Genomic DNA, 18,870 nt, shown 5'->3' with positions numbered 1-18,870 from the left:
GCCCTGGCCAGCAACCGCGGCCCTGGCGGCGCCAGGAATGCCGGCCTCGCCGCCGCCCGCGGCAGATGGATCGCGGTTCTCGATTCCGACGACGCGGTCTGTCCCGGCCGGCTCGCGGCCATGATCGCTCGTGCCGAAAGCGCGGATGCCCAGATCGCCGTCGACAATCTGCAGGTCGTTCGCGAGGACGGCGTCATCGAGGACGCGATGTTTCCGCGGCAATATCTGGAAGGCTTGCGCGAGATTTCGCTGGCCACCTACATCGCCGGCAACGTCGTCTTCGAATCCAAGTTCAACCTCGGCTATCTCAAGCCGATCTTCCAGCGCGAGTTCCTGAACGAACACCGGCTTCGCTATGACGAAAAGCTGAGGATCGGCGAAGACTACATCCTGTTTGCCGGCGCCCTGGCCAAGGGCGGAAAATGCGTCGTCGAGCCCGATATCGGCTATGCCTATCATATCCGCAGCGGCTCCATCTCGCGCGTGCTCGAGCTTCACCACGTCGAAGCGATGCGCAGGGCGGATGCCGTGTTCGCTCAAACCCATCGGATGGATGAGGCCGCGCAGGCCGCGTTTGCACGGCGCGGCCGCAGCCTGCGCAAGGCGGCATCGTTTCTGTCACTGGTACAGCACATCAAGGCGCGGTCCCCGCTCAAGGCGATCCGGACTGCGCTCAGCGACCCGGCGGCGGTCAGGCATATGGGCATGCCGATCGCCGTGCGGTTGCGAAGAATGGCGGCACAATTTGCCGTTGGGGCGGGGAGGTGAAGATGCAGGCACATGGAGGGATTTTTCGTGGCCTGTGAATGGACTGAAGTCGATCTCCTCAGAAGGAATTTGCGATGAAGAAAATCAGGAAGGCCGTGATACCGGTGGCGGGGCTTGGAACAAGATTCCTGCCGGCGACCAAGTCGATGCCAAAGGAAATGCTTCCCGTGGTCGACAGGCCTGTCGTGCAATATGCGGTGGACGAGGCCTTCGAGGCGGGCATCGAGCACATCGTCTTCGTGACTGGCCGCAACAAGGCGGTGATCGAGGACTATTTCGACCTGCATCCGGAATTGATCGGCACCCTGGAGCAGACCGGCAAGAAGACCCAGTTGGAGGCGCTCGAAAGCATGCTGCCTGTGGCCGGTGCCACCAGCTTCATCCGCCAGCAATCGCCGCAAGGCCTCGGCCATGCCGTCTGGTGCGCGCGCGAGGTTATCGGCAACGAGCCCTTCGCCTTGCTGCTGCCGGACATGGTGTCCTTCGGCGGGCGCGGATGCCTCGCCGAAACCGTCGAGCTTTATGAGCGCACGGGTGGCAACGTGATCGCCGTCGAGCGTTGCGAACCGAGCGAGACCAACAAATACGGCATCGTTGGCCGTGGCGCCGAGATCGGTGGCGGTTTCGAGGTGACGGCCATGGTCGAGAAGCCGGCGCCGGCCAATGCGCCGTCGAACTTCTACATCAACGGCCGCTACATCCTGCAGCCCGAGATTTTCGCGCTTCTGGGCAATCAGCAGCGCGGCGCCGGCAACGAGATTCAATTGACGGACGCCATGGTTCGTCTGTCGAAGGATCAGTCGTTCTTCGCCCAGCCTTTTAAGGGTCGCATGTTCGACTGCGGTTCCAAGGAAGGGTTCATCCAGGCCAACATCGCCTTCGCGCTGGCGCGCGACGACATGAAGGGTCCGGTTTTCGAGATGCTTCAGGAGTTCGTCCGGTCGCATGAACGCCAGGAAGAAGCCGCATAATGCCCATCTTTCGGGAGCATGGTCAGATGGCCGGCGAAGAGGGGCCGGCAGGTTCTCGCCGTCTGGCACGACGCTTGCTTCGCTTCTGGCGATGCTCCCGATCTTCGAGGCGCCTGCAAGCCAAGGCATGATCCCGGAAAGTGGGTCCCGGTTTCCGGAAAAGATCATGTTGAAACAGTGAGATAGAGTCCATTGCGATGGACCGGCTCTAGAATTGGACCGAAGATGAATTATGCCAACTTTCCTCTCGACAAGAGGATGCCATTGCCGAATTCGGACGCAGGAGACGGCGAAGACTTCATCGATATCGAGCGGCTGCTTGGCATGGCCGCACGGCAGGCCAAGGTGGTTGCCGTGTGTGCCGTCATCGGTCTCTTCCTGGGCTTGCTCTATTTGCAGACGACGCCGCCTAAATATCAGTCGGTCGCCAGCGTGCTGATCGATGAGGGCTTGAACAAAATCGTCGACGACATTTCGGCGACGTCGACAACCATGCAGACCGATTCGGCGATCCTGAGCCAGATCGAGATCCTGACCTCGACGCGGCTTGCCGCCGTGGTCGTCGACAAGCTGAAGCTCGACCAGAACGACACATTCATGAATCCGCCCCAGTCGGCGCTTGCCCAAGGCATAGGCCTCATCCGCGGCCTGATCCAGTATGTCCGCCCCAGCTCTTCCATGCCGGGTGGCACTGACTTCAGCAAGCTCGACCCGGCCGCCCGCGATGCGCTGATCGCCACGTCGCGCCGCGACTACGCGATCCTCAAGCTGCAGAGCGAGGTGCGGGCAACGCGCATCGGGCGAAGCTACGTCATCGCGCTCGGCTATCAGGCGACGGACCCGGCCTTGGCAAACGCCATCACCAAGGCCTACGCCGATGCCTATCTCGCCGATCAGCTCGATGCCAGCTTCGATGCCACCGAGCGGGCTGCGGTCTGGCTCCAGGGCCGGTTGACGGAGCTGCGCCAGAGCTCGCAGGCAGCTTCGCTTGCGGTTGAGAAATTCAGGGCCGAACACGGGCTGGCCGCCAACAGCGACGGCCAGCTGATGAGCGACAAGCAGCTTTCCGACCTCAACGCCCAGCTTATCGTGGCGCAGGCCGACACCGCGCGCGCCAGCGCCCGCTACCAGCAGTACAAAGCCATTGTCGACAGCGGCTCCGAAAACGCCTTCAAGGATGCCGCCATATCGAGCGACCAGCCGAGCAGCTCGGTCATATCGGCGCTCAAGACCCGCTATCTCACGGTGGCCAAGCGTCTGCAGGACGTCGAGGCGAATTTCGGCCCCGAGCACCCGCAGGCGGTGGCTCTCTCCAAGGAGAAGGCCGACATATCGACGCAGATTTTCGGCGAGCTGAAGCAGCTGACCGAAAGCTATCGCAACGAATATGAGGTGGCGCAGGCACGCGAGACCGCGCTCAGGGCCAACGTCGCGGCCGCACAGGGCAAGAGTTCCGTCGACAACCAGACGCAAGTCAAGCTGCGTGAACTCGATCAGCAGGCGACGGCGCTCACCACGCTCTACCAGACATTCCTCGGCCGCTATGAGGAAGCCGCGCAACAGCAATCCTTCCCTGTCGGCAAGATCCGCATCATCTCCGACGCTTCGATGCCGATGGCGGCCTCGAGCCCGCGCACAATCGTCGTGCTCGGGCTTTCGCTGGTGCTTGGCCTGCTGATGGGCGCCGGCTTTGGTGGCCTGAACGAGTTCAACGAACGCTTCTTCAGGACCGGCGAGGACGTGCGCGACCGCGTCAACCTGAAATTCCTCGGCTATCTCCCCACGATCGGCGGCAAGCTCGGCAAGGAAGAAAAGCCGGGCGAGACCCAGGTAGACGCCAAGACCACCCAATCGCTGTCGGCGGCCGAAAGGCGGGCGCGCATGCGGGTCAGCATCGATTCTCCAGCCTCGATGTTCTCCGAAACGCTGCGAAGCGCCAAGATCGCCTTCGACGTCGTGATGGAAGGGCAAGGCAGCCGCGTCATCGGCGTCATCTCGGTGCTTCCCGGCGAAGGCAAGTCGACGGTCGCGGCAAATCTCGCCGGCTTGCTCGCCGCCAATGGCTCCAAGACGCTGCTGATCGACGGCGACTTGCGCAATCCCGGCCTCAGCCGGGGCCTTGGCATGGAAACCGAGCAGGGCTTGATGGAAGCGGTGGTCAGTGGCCAGACCTGGCAGTCCGTCGGCAAGATCGACAGGCAGACGAAGCTGGCGATCATCCCGGCGGTGCTGCGCGGTCATTTCTCGCATACCAGCGAACTTCTCTCCTCGGCCGGCATGCGACGCTTCATCGAGAACGCCAAGGAGACGTTCGAATACATCGTCGTCGATCTGCCGCCGCTCGGACCGGTGGTCGACGCCAAGGCCTTCGCGCCGTTGGTCGACGGTTTTGTACTGGTCACCGAGTGGGGGCGCACCCCACGCGCGATGGTCAGGTCGATGCTGGAATCCGAACCCTATGTCGCCAACAAGATCGTCGGCGCGGTGCTGAACAAGGTCGATTTGAAGAAACTGGCCAAATACGGATCGTTCGGCGGGTCGGAAAAATTCTTTGATAAATATTCGAGCTACTATCTGGAAAAGTCGGAAGTGCGCGGCAAGGCGCCGGTGTGACGTCGACCGTTGCGCGAGTGGACCCTCTCTGAAGTGTATCGATCTTCAGGTCAGCACACCTGAATATCGATGCGCGTCAGGAGAAGATCAGCCTGCCTTGCTTGTCGGCGATCCTGACGGCGGTCAGGCGTCCGCTCTGGAAGGCGGCTGTGTCGATGCCGAGCCGGCGCCCTTCGAGCTTCGGGACGTCCACCGGAGTATGCCCGTGCACCACCCAGCGGTCGAGCAGGTGCGTTGCCTCGAAGAAGTCCGAACGGATGTTGGCCAGGTCGTGGTCGGTTTGCGCCGCAAGGTCGACGCCGGGCCTGATGCCGGCGTGGACGAACACGAACTTCCGCGAACGGACCATGATCGGCAGCCCGCGCAGGAAGCTGACGTGATCGTCTGGAATGATCTCCCTTATGCGTCGGTCGATCTGCGCGCTGCTCCCGTAGAGGCTGGCGAGGCGCGCCGGATCGATGCCATAGGAAAACAGGGTTTGCAGGCCGCCCGTCGCCAGCCAGGGCTTGCGGGACAGATTTCCGTCGAGATAGTTCAGCATCGCCACTTCGTGGTTGCCGGCAAGACAAATGCGCTGAAACCCTTTCGGCGGCGGCGCCACGAGGTGATCCAGCACCCGGGCCGACTGAAGCCCCCGGTCGATGTAGTCGCCAAGCATGACGATGATCTTGCGGCTCTGGAAGCGCAGCGAATCGAGCAGGATCTTCTGCTCCAGGGCACGGAGTTCCTTGTAGCAGCCATGCACGTCACCGATCGCATAGACGACGGCGTCCTGCATGTCGATATCGAGGCGCGCACGCGCCGCGATCCGGGGTTTTCGCTGGAACAGGGTCACGTGCGGGGCGTCTCGAGGCAAGCTCTCATACGGAAGGCATAAGTGCCTGTTATCATGCCCGAAACGGAGAATTCCGCAATCGTGGAAAATGCAGCCCCGCCGGGTCGGGACCGCAAATGCATGTTGCTCAGAAATGAGCTCGGTTTTGGGAGAACGATCTGTGGAAACAAAGGCCTGAAGCGGGCCTGAATCCGCTCAGGCGCGACATGCTTTAGGTCGGCAGCCGGCCCGGTCTGCCGGATCGTCGTCAGGCTGCCTTGAGCCGATAGCGGAAAACGGTGTGGTCGAGCAGCAGCCGGATGCGTGGTTCGGCCTCGATCGCCACCAGCCAGCTTGCCGCGATCATCGTCGCGCCGACGACCGCCATCGAGAACAGATGTGGCAGACCGGCGCGAACCAGGATGCCGAGCAGGGCCGCGCCGACGACATCGTGCAGCAGGTAGAGCGGGTAGGTCATCAGCCCGATCCGGCGCCAGCCGCTCCAAGAGAGGTTGAGCCGCAGAGACCATGCCATCAGCGCGATGCCAATGAGGAAGATGAGGATCGGCGGCGCGAACGGCATATCCCGCCCGACCTTCAGGATATGAACGTCGACCGAACTGGCGATCTGCAGCACACCACCGGCCAGGAACAGGGCGCAGAAGGCAAGTCGGGCGCCTGTCACCGCCTTGAAGCGCATCAGCCACAGCATGACGCCGGTGGCGAAGAAAACGCCGTGATGCACCAGCAGCAGGTCGAGTGTGCGTGTTTCGGCAAGATCGGCCCAGCCGAGCGGGTAGTAGAGGCACCAGAACAACGTGCTGACCAAGCCGATGGCGACGGCCACAATCTCCATCAGATGGAAGCGGCCAAAGCTGAGCAGGATCCAGACGATGGCATAGAAGGCGATCTCGATGCCCAGCGTCCAGTAGACGCTGTCCACCCAAGGCGCGTACGGAACGAACAGGCCGGTGCGTAGGAGCCTGATGACGGCATCGGTCGGCCAACTGAGGCCGACAAGCAGCAGCACCACCGCGGTGACCGGGGCGCAGATCCAAACCGCCGGCGCCAGCCGTTTCACCCTTGCTTCGAAAAACTGCAGGGGTGTCGACCTTTCGGCGCTGAAGGCGATGACGAAACCGCTGATGACGAAGAAGATCTGGACGCCGACCCAGCCGGATTCGACCCAGGCGCCTATTGCCGGCTGCGGGGGAACGCCGCCCGTGGCGCGCGCCGAAACACCGTCCGGATACGCCCACACCCAGAAGCCATAGTGGTAGACCATGACCATGACGGCGGCGAGAAAGCGCAGGATGTCTACGCCACCAAATGTAATCTTCTGCTGAGCCATGCGACCTTTGTCGATGTCCCCCCGCGAACGACTTTAGGGTGCATTGCTGCGTCGCACAATAAAAGTATTGCTTGCCGATCGAAAAGGTCGTCCGCGGCCCACCCTTCAGTGGCTCAAAGTCCGATTCCGCGTTCCTTCAGGGCCTTGGTGATCTCGTCGAGGACGACCGGATCGTCGATCGTCGCCGGCATGGTCCATTCTTCCTTGTCGGCGATCTTCTGCATGGTGCCGCGCAGGATCTTGCCCGAACGCGTCTTGGGCAGGCGCTTGATCGTCACCACCGTCTTGAAGGCGGCGACCGGGCCAATGCGTTCGCGCACCAGACCGACCACCTCGTTCTCGATAGAGCCGATATCGCGGGTCACACCCGCATTCAACACCACGAAGCCCAGCGGAACCTGGCCTTTCATGGCGTCGGCAATGCCGATCACCGCGCATTCGGCGACATCGGGATGGGCCGAAAGCACCTCTTCCATGGCGCCGGTCGACAGCCGGTGGCCGGCGACGTTGATGATGTCATCGGTGCGAGCCATGACGTAGAGATAGCCGTCCTCGTCGACCATGCCGGCATCCGCCGTCTTGTAGAAGCCGGGGAACTCGTCGAGATAGGCCTGGCGGAACCGTTGATCGGCATTCCACAGCGTCGGCAGGCAGCCGGCCGGCAGCGGCAGTTTGATCACCACATTGCCCAGCGTGCCCCGCTGCACCTCATGGCCAGCATCGTCGAGCACGCGGATGTCGTAGCCGGGCATCGGCACGCCGGGCGAGCCGTATTTCACCGGCAGCAGGCCAAGGCCGGCGGGATTGATCGTCATCGGCGAGCCGGTCTCGGTCTGCCACCAATGGTCGACCACAGGCACATTCAGCTTCTGCTCCGCCCATTTGATGGTTTCCGGGTCGGCGCGCTCGCCGGCAAGAAACAGCGTGCGGAACTTCGAGAGGTCGTATTTCGCAATGAACTCGCCCTTCGGGTCCTGCCCCTTGATGGCGCGGAACGCGGTCGGTGCGGTGAAAAGGGCTACGACACCATGCTCCGCTATCACCCGCCAGTAGGTGCCGGCATCGGGCGTGCCCACAGGCTTGCCTTCGAACAGGATGCTTGTGCAGCCATGCAGCAGCGGTCCGTAGACGATGTAGGAATGGCCGACCACCCAGCCGACATCGGACGCCGCCCAGAACACCTCGCCCGGCTTGACGCCGAACTCGTTTTCCATCGTCCATTTCAGCGCGACCATATGGCCGCCATTGTCGCGCACGATGCCCTTGGGCTGGCCGGTCGTGCCCGATGTGTAGATGATGTAGAGCGGATCGGTGGCCAGCACCGGCACGCAATCGACATTGGCGCCCGCTGCCCGTTCGCGGGCGACGGCATCGGCGTAGTCGATGTCGAAATGCTCCTTCAGCTCGCAGCGCAATTGGTCGCGCTGCAGGATCAGGCAGGCGTCCGGCTTGTGGCGGGAAATCTCTATCGCCTTGTCGAGCAACGGCTTGTAGGCGACGACGCGGCCTGGCTCCAGGCCGCAGGATGCCGAAATGATCAGCTTCGGCCTGGCGTCGTCGATGCGGGTGGCAAGCTCATGCGAGGCAAAGCCGCCGAAGACCACCGAATGCACGGCGCCGATGCGGGCACAGGCCAGCATGGCGATGGCCGCCTCGGCCACCATCGGCATGTAGATGATGACGCGGTCACCCTTACGAATACCACGGTTCTTCAGCACCGAGGTGAGTGCAACCACCTCGCGCTTCAACTCGGCATAGGTGAACTTCCTGATCGTTCCTGTGATCGCGCTGTCATGGATCAGCGCGATCTGGTCGGCGCGCCCGCCCGCGACATGGCGGTCGATGGCGTTGTAGCAGGTGTTGCAGGTGGCGCCGGTGAACCAGCGGCCATAGACGCCAGCCGTGGCGTCGAACACCTTGTCCCAGGGCGAATACCAGTCGATGGCGCCGGCTGCGTCCGCCCAGAAGCGTTCCGGGTCGCGTTTCCAGCCTTCATAGACCTCGTGATAGCGTGAAGCCATCCATACCTCCCCGGGAAATGTTTTTCTTCCCTCCAGATAGCGCGCTCTACCCTTGGCCGCAAATGCACGCCATTGTACGGCCGATATCGACCTGGCGCTTGGGGGCAAGCAGCTATGAAATTGCGATTCCAGATTGGAGTGGGGATGTTTGCTGCTGTGCGGATCATCGGGCGCCTTGCGCTCCCATTGGTCATGGGTGTCGTGCTCGCGATCTCCGCTGGAACCGCTCAGGCTGGCGATGCCGCGGCACGGCACATCATCGGCTTTTCGCCGGATGGCGCTTATTTCGCCTTCGAGCAATATGAACGCTCGACGCCGGCGCCTCGGACTCTGGCTGGTCGCAGATAGACATCATCGATACCCGCACGGATCAGCTCGTTGGCGGTAAGCCGATCCTCGTCGTCGACGAGACGGAGGAGGCGACACTGACGCTGGAGCAGGCGAGGGCGCAGGCCGCCGCTCAGGCGGCGCCCATTCTCGCCCAATATGCCATCACATCCCCAGCCGAGCAGGCGGCTTCCGACAAGTTCACCTTTCCGGGCGAAATGGTTGCCTACAACGACATTTCTCACCTCGAGCAGGTGTCGCAGAAATGGCTGGCGCCGCTCCATGGCGAAACAGGCATTTCGACCATCCAGCTCGACGAAATCCTGGCGGCCAGCACGAGCGATTGTTCGGCGAGTTTCGATGTGACGCGGCAAGGCGACCAGCTACTTCAAGAGGAAAAGCCACTTCAGGGTGAGAAGGCGGGCAAGGCCCTCGGCTTCCGGCTGACGCTGCAAGGCCAGGATGGCAAGCCGTTCAAAATCCTGCACGAGGACAAGACCGTGCCGGGCTCAAGAAACTGCCCGACCTCCTACAGCCTGTCGGAATCCTACGAACTCACCCCGGCCGGCAAGCCGGCGGTGATCGTTGTGCTGGTGCAGCGTTTCAGCCAGGGTTTCGAGGGGCGCGATCGCCGCTTCCTCGCGGTGGCCGGGCAGCCACGCTGAGAGGTTACGCCCAGGCGCCGGCAGCCGCTGTGTCTGAAGGTTGTTTCTAGATCGGCAGGGCCACAAGCATGAGGCCAATGCCGCCAGCGATCAAAATGGCTGTGGCCAGCGCTTTTCTGTGACGTTCGAAGCTCGTCGGAGCCCGCTCCCAATTGTAACGCATACGCTATCTCCCCAATACCCAGACAGGTTTTACCTTACTTAGGGGAAGAAATGCAACGTCCGCTGCCGGCAGGCCCGCTGCTTGTCACATTTCATCGATGACTATTTCTGGGACGAATGCGGCCGGGAAGACGCAACCGAGCAGGTTCTAACGCGACTGGCGCGGAGAATCCGTCAGCAAAGCCGTTGGTCCGTGCACTGGGCTCCCATGATCGGCTGATAGACAGCGCTCCACCTCCGCGCTATCTGATTTCCGGGATGAGCGTGGCTTGGAGGGGCGTGGTGGAAATAGTCTCTGGAACCGTTCTGCGGCTGGCCGAGGATGCCTCGGTGCAGCATGTGGGCGATGGCGCAGTCGTGCTTTTGGCGCGCAGCGGCCAGCTTTATACATGCAACGGCACGACCGAAGCCTTTCTCGGCAAGGTGGACGGCGCGCGCAACCTCGACCAGATCGTCGATCTGCTTTGCGAGGAGTTCGAGGTCGACAAGGGGACGCTCGATCAGGACATGGCGGCACTGGCCGCGGATCTGATCTCTGAAGGTATCCTCGCCGCGCCAGGTGCTTGATGACTGACGGCCCGCTCCTGCGCGCTCTGTTTCGCTGCCATCTCTGGGCAAGCGCGCGGCTGATGCCGGTCTTGGTCATCAACCGGAGCTTCGAGGAGGTGCTCGAATGGGCGCCGCTCGCCTCGTCGACGCCCTATCGCGGTCTGCCGTCCGCCTACATAGTCGCCAGCGTCAACCGCGCCGTCCGCCGTCCCTGGCTGATGCGTGACCGCAGGTGCCTGAGGGAGGGTCTGCTAGGTCATCGTTTCCTGCGCCTGGCCGGCTTCGATCCAGACCTGCGCTTCGGCATCGATCCGCAGTCGATGCAAGCGCAGCGCCTGGCAGCGCATTGCTGGGTCTGCCTCGATGGCAGGCCGGTGGTCAGCGACAAGCTTCCCGGCATGGTCGAAATCTATCGTCATCATGCCGATGCCATAAAGGCGCGTCCCGCTTGACCAGACCTTCAGCCTGCTATGGCCTCAACGGCCTGATCCTTGGCATATCGGCCGAGCGCCCGGAGCTGTGGCAGGATTTCGACCGGATGCTGGGCAGCCTGCGTATCGCGGAACCCGTCGAGCCGGACTTTCGTCTCGAAATCGCCGAGACAGACACCTTGGACGAGGCACCCAACGGATCCCTCGTCTTCGATGGCGAGGTGCCGGAGGATGGTCCCTGCCGGATGTTCGAGGATAGTGGTATCATCCATCTGGTCTTTCCCGAGCGTCAGACCGTTGCCATCAACGGCGTGGCGGGCTGGGCCGAACTCCGGATCCGCCCTGGCGCGAAAGCCGCGTGGACACCGGCAATGCTGGTGCTCGACGCCGCGCTCGACGCCGGTGGCCAGCATATGCTGCACACTGCCGGCTTGACGTTGCCGGACAGCGATGCGGTGGTGCTGATCCATGCTCCGAGCGGCACCGGCAAGACCACGACGTCACTCGCGCTGGCAATACAGGGCTTTGGCCTCTGCTCCGACGACGCCATGATCGTGCATGCCACTTCGGGCAAGGTCGTCGCCTGGGGTCTGCCGCGCGCCGTCAAGATCCATCGGAAGACCGCGGAGATGATCCCGCAGGTGGCGCCCTGCCTTGGCCAGACCTGGGATCGCAATGGCGAACAGCCCATCTCGCTAGAACGGCTGGAGGATATCATCCGGGTGGAAAACGCGTCCGCCCGGCCGGTGGCGGCCCTTCTGCACCTGGCGCGTTCCGCCGGAAGCCAGAGCCGGCTCGTCGCCATGGCCGGCACCGACGCAATGGTGGCACTGGCGGTGGACAACGTCCGCACCGGTATGACCGGGCTGCTGCCGATGCAGAAACGCCGGCTGGCGACCATCGCCGGGGTGGTCAATGCGGTGCCGACCTTCCGGTTGGAGGTGGGCGCGCGCCCGGCTGACGCTGCGGCACTGATCAGCGCCGCTCTGACGACTCGGGACTGAATACCCCAGGCAACGTGGGGCCGCTATTCCTTGTTCCCAAGGGCGTGGGGATAGCGTGTTTCGGAGTGCTTCTACTTCGCAGTTTTGCGCAAAAACAACGATTTCAGCGCAGCGCCGCCTCGTTATCCTTGCTGCGCGAGGTACGGAAGAGCAAGGGTCCGGGAAAACTCGAATGGCGCTACAAAGGTCAGGTTTGGCAGGGCACACCCGAAGCCGCTCATCTCATGGGCCCGACAGCTCCGCCCGCAGTAAGCAACGAGGCAAACATGCGCGCGTAGTTCTCCGCCTGCACGCCCCAATCCCACTCTTGGATCGTCTCGATCATGCGGGCGGCCATCCTCGACCGGAGCGATGGCGTGTCCCGCAACAAGGCTAGCTTGTTCGCAAGCCCCTCCGCAGTTCCATCGAAGAACAGCCCGTTGTCGCCATCCCGAATCAGCTCGGGCATGTTTCCCACACGGGTGGTCACCAAAGGGACACCGCACGCCGCCGCCTCCAAGCAAGGATTGGGAGTGCCTTCGCTGAGGCTGGCGCAGACATAAACGTCGAGATCCCGATAGAAGCCGGGCATCTCGTCATGGCTACGCCAGCGTTGCTCGCGAATCGCCGTCAGTAGGCGCGCGCCCGGCACGGCCGCTACCGCGGGCTCGATGACGTCGTGGAAGCCGCGATGTGCTGGACCATGGTTGCCGAGACTTCCCGCCCATCCGACACGGAGCTCGCCAGAACCGGGTTGTGGCTCTTGTGCGGGACAAAAGAACGTCGTGTCGACTCCATTGGGCGTGTAGTGGACCGGAACACGCAGTAGAGGACCGTATTCGTGCTCGAGCTGCCGATTGTTGACAAAGACAGCGCGCGCCAGCCGGTGCAGGGCGGCGAGCCCGGGCTCGCGGAATTCGCCCTCCAGCTCTCTGTGGCTGCAGATCCCGATGAGCAGCCTGTCAGACCGCCTGGCGAGGGCCGATTCCGGCAGGGGCAGCTTCGAGATCTGGAGCCAATAGAAGATGAGCACGATGTCCGCCGTGTTCACGTCCGACTCAGTCACATCATGTTGAAATCGTTGGACGATCTCGAACCTTCTTTCCAGCACGCGCCGGAGATTTTGGGTCTTGCGATCAATCGCCCAGCCGGGTCGATCCGCGATCGCCAGGACGCGGGGGAGGTGTACCTCATTCACGAGGCGTACCGCTCAAGCCAGTGCGCCGACCATGGATTGGCCTCGTCCAGATCGTCGTCCGTCGCGCTGGCGCGCACCTGGCTGGCGTCCGGCAGCAGAATATCCTCTGATCGCAAGCGGGGTCGCCATCCGTGCCAGCCACGACCAATGACCTCTTCGCTCAGAAACCGGCGGCCAGCATACTTGCATGCGGCGTGCTCTGCGCTAAGGAACAGATAGTGCTTCATGCGAAAACGCTCGGAGTAAAGCCTCACCGGACCCGCGAACCGTACGAGATGGCCGCCTGACCACGCAATCTCCATGGGGCCGTCCTGTTTCTTGTAGGCACGGACGCAGTGTGGGGAGGTTGGCCGGAACGGGTAGTAGGTGCGCAGCGTGTGTTGATAATCGGGATTGTCGTGATCGGGAGCTTCTCTGGTAGGAATGAACGTAAACTCGGAAGATTCGATCGCATTGAAGCCGAGTGCGTCGGCTGCCGCAATGGCGGAGACCAACGATGAGTACGAAGTCGGCGGAAGGTGGATCTCGTCAGCGTCAACATGCATGAACCAGTCTGCTTCGAGCGACTGAAACAGTTCCTCTTTGCGACGAAGAAGGTGCTCCCAGCAATACCAGCCGTTATGCGGGATGGTTTCGAATCCTATCAATCCGGCTCCGCAGTAGCGCTGGGCAATCTCAAGCGTTCGGTCCGTCGACTGATTGTCGCAGATGTAGACCTGTACGCCTTGACGAAAGAGGTTCTCGAGACATCCGGCGACGAACCGTTCTTCGTTCCGTGTCGTAAGGACCGCGACGACTCGCGGGGAACTCCGATCACGCGCAGCATTCGCAATGTGGGTATTGAGATCGGCCAAATTCCTCAATCCTTCGTCGTGTGCTTCCCGACGCAGGCTAAAGACTCAAAGCGGCCAAGCCAAGAGCGCCATCACTTTCCGACCTGAGGTGATGGCGCGACGCTTTTCCGGGAGAGAACGTCTCACACTTTTCCTGGAATTGCTCTCGCCCTGGCCAGCCGTTGGATCCAGCGGAAGGCGTCGCGGCGTAGGCGCGAACCAAGCTTATCCCTGGAATTGACGCCGAGCAGCGTATTCGTGGTGATCAACCGCCTGGCCAGCCGTATGGAGAGATCGGGTTTGATGCGGCCGGCGAGTTCGAGCGCGCGGCTTTCGTCGAACAACCGGCCGGTCACATCGAGCACGATTGCCAACTCGAGCTCGATGCCGGTGGTACGGGCAGCGTCGAAGAGGCGTGCTTCCGCTTCGGGTGATTGCAGCGCCCGCACGCCCTGCAGCACGTCGACGCAAAGCTGCAGCCGGTGGAATTTATGGCCGCCGGCGGCGTGCACGATGGCGATCGTGAGAAGAGCCGCCGGCGTGTCTGTCGCGTCGCCGTCGATGGCGCGCAATTCAGGGAAACCCAGCGACAGGCGCCGCCGCATGCCGATGTCATGCACGAGGTCGCCATGCAGTTCGACCAGCAGGCTGGAATTCTCCTTTTCGAGCCATTTGAATTCCTGCAATTCGTAGGATTCGGCCTCGTTGCTGCCAAGCTCGAAGCCGCATGCCGTGATCACCTGGTTTGCCCGCGCCAGGTTGGCGGGTTCGACCAGGATATCGATGTCGGTGAACGGCCTGTCGGCGACGTTGCGGTAGAGCTTGCGCGCGAAGACGGGTCCCTTGACGATCCGCGCCGGAATATTGTCCGCCGCCAGTCCCTTCATGATGCGGTCGCCATGATACTTCAACAGCATAGACTGGCCGGTGGCGATCGTTGCCTTCTGGCGCAGATTTTCCAGCTTGCCGTGCAGGTCCGCATCCGCTGGCAGCCGCGCGTCCCCGCTGAGCTTGCGCAGCATGATCGGCAGGACGCCATGGAATTCGGCGTTGTCGAGCAGCGACATCAGCGTCTTTGCCGGCAAATTATCGACGTCGACAGTCGGCGCCTCCGGATCTGCGTAGCGCAGCAGCAGCTTTTCTTCGGCAGGGGTAAGCGGTGGCAGCATCAACCTGGACAATGTTGCGATTGCAGGGAAAGATGTCGCAGAAAAGCAGGGTGGAAGCCAGGGTTACATGCCCCAGCGTAGCGCCGCCGTGTGTACAGGCGCGTCCCAGAATGCGGTCGTCTCATCGTCGAGCATGGTGAGTGTGATCGAGCAGCCGGCCATGTCGAGCGAGGTGACATAGGAGCCGACCAGCGAACGGGCCACCGTCACGCCATGCTTCTCGAAAATCGCCCGCGCGCTGTTGTACATCAGGTAGAGTTCCATCAGCGGCGTGCCGCCGAAACCGTTGACGAACAACAGCGCTGGACCCTTCGCCCGGTCGCCGAGATCGCCCAGGATTGCGGCACAGATCTCCTGCGCGATAGCATCGGCGCTTTTCAGCGTGTCGCGCCGGCGGCCGGGCTCGCCATGGATGCCGACGCCGAATTCCATCTCGCCATCGCCGATGTCGAAAGTCGGCCTGCCCGCCGCCGGTACGGTGCAGCTGGTCAGCGCCACGCCCATCGAGCGGGTAGCAGCGTTGACGCCGTCGCCCAGCGCCTTCAGCGGCGCCAGTGCCAGGCCATGTTCGGCAGCGGCTCCGACGATCTTTTCCACCACCAGCGTGCCGGCGACGCCGCGCCGGCCCGTCGTATAGGAAGAATTCTCGACGGCGACATCGTCATTGGTCACGATCTGCTGGACGCCTTCAGACATCTCGGCCGCCATGTCGAAGTTCATGACGTCGCCCTCATAGTTCTTGACGATGAACAGGCAACCGCCGCCGGTGTCGACGGCCTCCGCCGCCGCCAGCATCTGGTCCGGCGTCGGCGAGGTGAACACCTGGCCGGGGCAGGCGGCGTCGAGCATACCGTGCCCGACAAAGCCGCCATGCAGCGGCTCGTGGCCGGAGCCTCCGCCGGAGATCAACGCCACCTTGCCCGGCCGCAAGGTCTTGCGGCGGACAAATTTGTGCTCGTCGCCGAGCACGAGGATGTCGGCATGGGCGGCGACGAAGCCGTCGAGGCTTTCGGTCAGCGCCGTGTCCACCGAATTGATAAACTTCTTCACGGCCGTCTCCTCCCGAAATAGGCCTTCCAAAGCAATTCCAGGGAAAGTGTGTCGCGGTTTTCCGTCCGGAATTGCGTAAAACAAAGAGTTCGATCAGCCACCCTTGCCGGTGATGCTGGTGATCTTCTGGATAAAATCGTTCACCGCCTTATCGAGCGCGGCGTTCTGCTTGTCGTCGCCGAAATCCGGCACGATCAGCGAGACATGCCGCGTCTTGCGCATGCCTGATGCGATCGACATTTTTCCCGGATGCGCCTGATGGTAGGCGGCGAGAAACTGGTCGCGCTCGGCCGGGCTGAAATGGCACACCGAAAATATAGCCGGCAAATGTTTTGACGGAATCGGGATCGAATAGGCAGGACTGGAAATCTGGGTGACGAAGCTTCGGTGTTTGCCGAGCGCATCGGCCAGGCGCTGGCGCATGCCGGATGGGCGCTGGTCGATGACCTGCGACAGGATCGTCTTGTAGGCGCGGATCGCCTCTTCGGAACCGGGTTCGGATGCCCTGTCGACCATGCCGGCCGCGCCTAGACAGAAACGTCCGCGATGGCCGCCTTGGCCATGGCGAGTTGCGCCGGAGCGACGGAAAGATCGCGCAGGCCGGCCTTGAGCAGTGACGGGATCGAGGCGGGATCGCCGCCTGCATCGCCGCACAGGCTGACCGGGATTTTTTCCCGCTGGCCAAACGCGGTCACGGCAGCGATCAGCCGTAGCACGGCCGGATGACGGACCGAATTGAGATGTGCCACGGCAGCGTCATCGCGGGCGGCCGCCATGACATATTGGGTGAGGTCGTTGGAGCCGATCGAGAAGAAGGCGGCCTCGGTAAAGGCTTCCGGCACGATCGCCACCGACGGCACCTCGACCATGATACCGAGCGGCGGCATCTTGTTCGCGATGCCGCGCGCGGCAAGTGCGGTCTGCTCCTCGGCGAACATCGCCGCTGCCTGTCGGTATTCCTCCACAATGGCGATCATCGGAAACATCACTTTCAGATTGCCGTGCACCGCGGCGCGCAGCAGTGCCCGGATCTGTACACGAAACACCTCCGGTCTTGCCAGCGACAGCCTGATTCCGCGCAGGCCGAGGAACGGATTGCTCTCCTCGACGGTGAAGCCGGGCACCGGCTTGTCGCCGCCGGCATCGACGGTGCGGATCGTCACCGGTTTTTCACCAGCCCATTCCAGCACCTTGCGATAGGCGCGATACTGTGTCCCCTCGTCCGGCAGCGTCTTGCCGAACAGGAATTCGGTGCGCATCAGCCCGACCCCGTCGCAGGTGGCGATATCGATGCCGTCGACCTCGGACGGGTCGGCGATGTTGACCTGCATCCGCACCGCCGTGCCGGCCTTGGTCACCGCCGGTCGCGCCAGGAAGGTCCCGGCCCGATCGCGGCGCGCCCGGAATGATGAGGAGGATTGCCGAAAGGCAGCGATTTGGGCCTTCGAGGGCGAAAGCACGATGCCGCCATGTTCGGCGTCGAGCAGGGCGAGGGCGGCAAGGTGAGCCGGCGAATCACCGAGCCCGACCACCATGGGCACGCCGCGCGAGCGCGCCAGCATGGCGACGTGGCTGGCGGTGCTGCCCGCCTTCAGTGCGATGCCGCCGCCGCAGCTCCAGTCGGTTTCGAGAAAACGCGTCGGCGCGATATCCTCGCCATAGAGGATGGCGCCGGCGGGCGGCTCGACGTTGCCAACCTCCGACAGAGCCCGCAGCACCTGGTCCCTGATATCGCGGATGTCGGCGGCGCGCGCGCGGAAATAATCCTGCTCCGAAGCATCGTAGCCGGCGATTTCAGCGTTAAGCGCCTGCCGCCACGCCGTGTCGGCCGGCAGGCCGGTGCGGATCGCGGCAAAGGCCGGGCTGCTCAGCGCATCGTCTTGCAGCATGGCGATCTGAAACTCGAGAATGTCGGCGGCATCGCCCTCGGCCATCCCGATCATTGCAGTGAGACGGCCCGTGGCGATGCCGATTGCGGCTTCGAGCGCGGCCTTCTCATCGTCGGCTGTTTCTTTGCCGACATAGGAGCCGACAGTCTGGTCGAGGTCGAACAGCGGCCCTTCGGCATAACCGGCCGAAGCCGAAATACCTTGCAGCCTAAGCGGTTCGGGCATGGTCCGCGCCTTCGTCGAAATCGCGCCGCACCAGTTCGACCAGCGCGTCGACGGCATCATTGGCGCCGTCTCCGCTGGCCCTGATGTGCAACAGCGTACCCTTCGGCGCCTTGGTCGCCATCACCTTGACGATGCTCTTGGCGTCGAACCAGGGGCCGTTGGCGGCAAGCGCGATTTCCACCTCGGCGGCAAAGCTCTTGGCCAGCTTGGTGAACTTCACCGAAGGACGCGCGTGCAGGCCCACCTCGTGGGTGATCACAACGGTCGCTTCGGCGGATGCGGACATGTCTTCAAACTTCCCGTTCACTCACGACGGCGACAATTCATGTGCCGTCGCCACCACTTCCCGGAGCGAGGCGCCGCCGGAGGCCTCGGTCGCCGCCATCACCGCGCCTTCGACGATCGGCGCGTTGCAGACGATGATCTTGTGCGAGCGTGGCTCGCCGATCATCTCCACCGCCATTTCCGAGTTGGTCTCGGCACCGCCGAGATCGACCAGAATGGCGACACCGGCTTCCGACCAGGCCTTGTCGATGGCGCCCATGATCGCCTCGACATTGGTGCCGAGCCCGCCATGGCCGTTTCCGCCGCACCATGCAAGCGGCACTTCGTCGCCCACCATCTGCCGCACCATGTCGGCCGTGCCCTCGGCAACCAGCGGCGAATGCGAAACGATGACGATGCCGACATTGCTCATGGCTGACCTTCCAGCGTTTCGACGATCGTGCGCACCAGAAGCGCGGTCGAGCGTGCACCGGCATCCATGTGGCCGATCGACCGGTCGCCAAGGAACGACGCACGGCCGCGCCGGGCCTTCATCGGCACGGTCGCCTCGGCGGCCGCACCGGCGA

The 18,870-nt window shown here is 62.9% G+C and carries 20 protein-coding genes; 8 read left to right on the top strand and 12 right to left on the bottom strand.

What is annotated here, in order from left to right:
- The 3 genes from EN906_RS03990 to EN906_RS03980 all read left to right on the top strand — a co-directional run.
- Positions 1 to 768 (top strand): glycosyltransferase (locus EN906_RS03990; protein ID WP_164777097.1); only part of this gene is annotated, 768 nt, incomplete at its 5' end.
- 74 nt (positions 769 to 842) lie between these two features.
- Positions 843 to 1,739, top strand: a complete 897-nt coding sequence (locus tag EN906_RS03985; protein ID WP_127269746.1) for a UTP--glucose-1-phosphate uridylyltransferase — start codon at positions 843 to 845, stop codon at positions 1,737 to 1,739.
- Positions 1,740 to 1,964: 225 nt separating this feature from the next.
- The gene (locus tag EN906_RS03980; protein WP_127272247.1) at positions 1,965 to 4,352 is read left to right on the top strand and encodes a polysaccharide biosynthesis tyrosine autokinase; all 2,388 of its coding nucleotides are present in this window, start codon (positions 1,965 to 1,967) and stop codon (positions 4,350 to 4,352) included.
- Positions 4,353 to 4,428: 76 nt separating this feature from the next.
- Here the strand turns inward: EN906_RS03980 and EN906_RS03975 are convergent, their stop codons facing one another.
- The 3 genes from EN906_RS03975 to EN906_RS03965 form a co-directional block, all read right to left on the bottom strand.
- Complete coding sequence (locus tag EN906_RS03975; RefSeq protein ID WP_127269154.1) at positions 4,429 to 5,187, bottom strand: metallophosphoesterase family protein; 759 nt, start codon at positions 5,185 to 5,187, stop codon at positions 4,429 to 4,431.
- Positions 5,188 to 5,434: 247 nt separating this feature from the next.
- Positions 5,435 to 6,517: an acyltransferase gene (locus EN906_RS03970; RefSeq protein WP_127269155.1), complete on the bottom strand. Its 1,083-nt coding sequence runs from the start codon at positions 6,515 to 6,517 to the stop codon at positions 5,435 to 5,437.
- Between the two features lie 113 nt (positions 6,518 to 6,630).
- Complete coding sequence (locus EN906_RS03965; RefSeq protein ID WP_127269156.1) at positions 6,631 to 8,538, bottom strand: propionyl-CoA synthetase; 1,908 nt, start codon at positions 8,536 to 8,538, stop codon at positions 6,631 to 6,633.
- A gap of 144 nt (positions 8,539 to 8,682) precedes the next feature.
- Here EN906_RS03965 and EN906_RS38055 point away from each other — a divergent pair, with 144 nt between their 5' ends.
- The 5 genes from EN906_RS38055 (at position 8,683) to EN906_RS03945 (ending at position 11,676) form a co-directional block, all read left to right on the top strand.
- Positions 8,683 to 8,886 (top strand): hypothetical protein, encoded by a 204-nt coding sequence (locus tag EN906_RS38055; RefSeq protein ID WP_236383301.1) that lies wholly within the window; start codon positions 8,683 to 8,685, stop codon positions 8,884 to 8,886.
- Entirely contained in the window at positions 8,883 to 9,530 is a 648-nt protein-coding gene (locus EN906_RS03960) for a DUF2259 domain-containing protein (RefSeq protein ID WP_348627427.1), read from the top strand. Before EN906_RS38055 ends, EN906_RS03960 begins: the two co-directional genes overlap by 4 nt.
- A 441-nt stretch (positions 9,531 to 9,971) precedes the next feature.
- Entirely contained in the window at positions 9,972 to 10,259 is a 288-nt protein-coding gene (locus EN906_RS03955; protein WP_164748961.1) for a PqqD family protein, read from the top strand.
- The gene (locus tag EN906_RS03950) at positions 10,259 to 10,693 is read left to right on the top strand and encodes a lasso peptide biosynthesis B2 protein (RefSeq protein WP_127269700.1); all 435 of its coding nucleotides are present in this window, start codon (positions 10,259 to 10,261) and stop codon (positions 10,691 to 10,693) included. Before EN906_RS03955 ends, EN906_RS03950 begins: the two co-directional genes overlap by 1 nt.
- The gene (locus EN906_RS03945) at positions 10,690 to 11,676 is read left to right on the top strand and encodes a serine kinase (RefSeq protein ID WP_127269702.1); all 987 of its coding nucleotides are present in this window, start codon (positions 10,690 to 10,692) and stop codon (positions 11,674 to 11,676) included. Before EN906_RS03950 ends, EN906_RS03945 begins: the two co-directional genes overlap by 4 nt.
- 217 nt (positions 11,677 to 11,893) lie before the next feature.
- Here EN906_RS03945 and EN906_RS03940 read toward each other — a convergent pair whose 3' ends face one another.
- The 9 genes from EN906_RS03940 to EN906_RS03900 all read right to left on the bottom strand — a co-directional run.
- On the bottom strand, positions 11,894 to 12,853 hold the full coding sequence (locus EN906_RS03940) for a glycosyltransferase family 4 protein (RefSeq protein WP_127269704.1): 960 nt from the start codon (positions 12,851 to 12,853) through the stop codon (positions 11,894 to 11,896).
- Entirely contained in the window at positions 12,850 to 13,707 is an 858-nt protein-coding gene (locus tag EN906_RS03935; protein ID WP_236383302.1) for a glycosyltransferase family 2 protein, read from the bottom strand. The genes EN906_RS03940 and EN906_RS03935 overlap by 4 nt, the downstream gene beginning before the upstream one ends.
- A 122-nt stretch (positions 13,708 to 13,829) precedes the next feature.
- Positions 13,830 to 14,855, bottom strand: coding sequence for a nucleotidyltransferase family protein (locus EN906_RS03930; protein WP_127272248.1), 1,026 nt, complete (start codon positions 14,853 to 14,855; stop codon positions 13,830 to 13,832).
- 63 nt (positions 14,856 to 14,918) lie between these two features.
- Entirely contained in the window at positions 14,919 to 15,905 is a 987-nt protein-coding gene (gene dhaK, locus EN906_RS03925; RefSeq protein WP_127272249.1) for a dihydroxyacetone kinase subunit DhaK, read from the bottom strand.
- Between the two features lie 93 nt (positions 15,906 to 15,998).
- On the bottom strand, positions 15,999 to 16,421 hold the full coding sequence (locus EN906_RS03920) for a hypothetical protein (protein WP_127271698.1): 423 nt from the start codon (positions 16,419 to 16,421) through the stop codon (positions 15,999 to 16,001).
- Between the two features lie 11 nt (positions 16,422 to 16,432).
- Positions 16,433 to 18,019, bottom strand: coding sequence for a phosphoenolpyruvate--protein phosphotransferase (gene ptsP, locus EN906_RS03915; RefSeq protein WP_127372960.1), 1,587 nt, complete (start codon positions 18,017 to 18,019; stop codon positions 16,433 to 16,435).
- A complete protein-coding gene (locus tag EN906_RS03910) occupies positions 18,003 to 18,305 on the bottom strand; it encodes an HPr family phosphocarrier protein (protein ID WP_127271907.1) in 303 nt (100 codons plus the stop codon). The genes ptsP and EN906_RS03910 overlap by 17 nt, the downstream gene beginning before the upstream one ends.
- A gap of 21 nt (positions 18,306 to 18,326) precedes the next feature.
- Positions 18,327 to 18,716: a dihydroxyacetone kinase phosphoryl donor subunit DhaM gene (gene dhaM, locus EN906_RS03905; protein WP_013528085.1), complete on the bottom strand. Its 390-nt coding sequence runs from the start codon at positions 18,714 to 18,716 to the stop codon at positions 18,327 to 18,329.
- A partial coding sequence (locus EN906_RS03900) for a DAK2 domain-containing protein (RefSeq protein ID WP_127375074.1) occupies positions 18,713 to 18,870 on the bottom strand: 158 nt, incomplete at its 5' end. The genes EN906_RS03900 and dhaM, both read right to left, overlap by 4 nt.

The organism is Mesorhizobium sp. M7A.F.Ca.CA.004.06.1.1, assembly GCF_003999135.1.
Lineage (GTDB): Bacteria > Pseudomonadota > Alphaproteobacteria > Rhizobiales > Rhizobiaceae > Mesorhizobium.
Note: the sequence above shows the minus strand (reverse complement) of the source record. Positions and strands in the feature narration are given on the sequence as shown.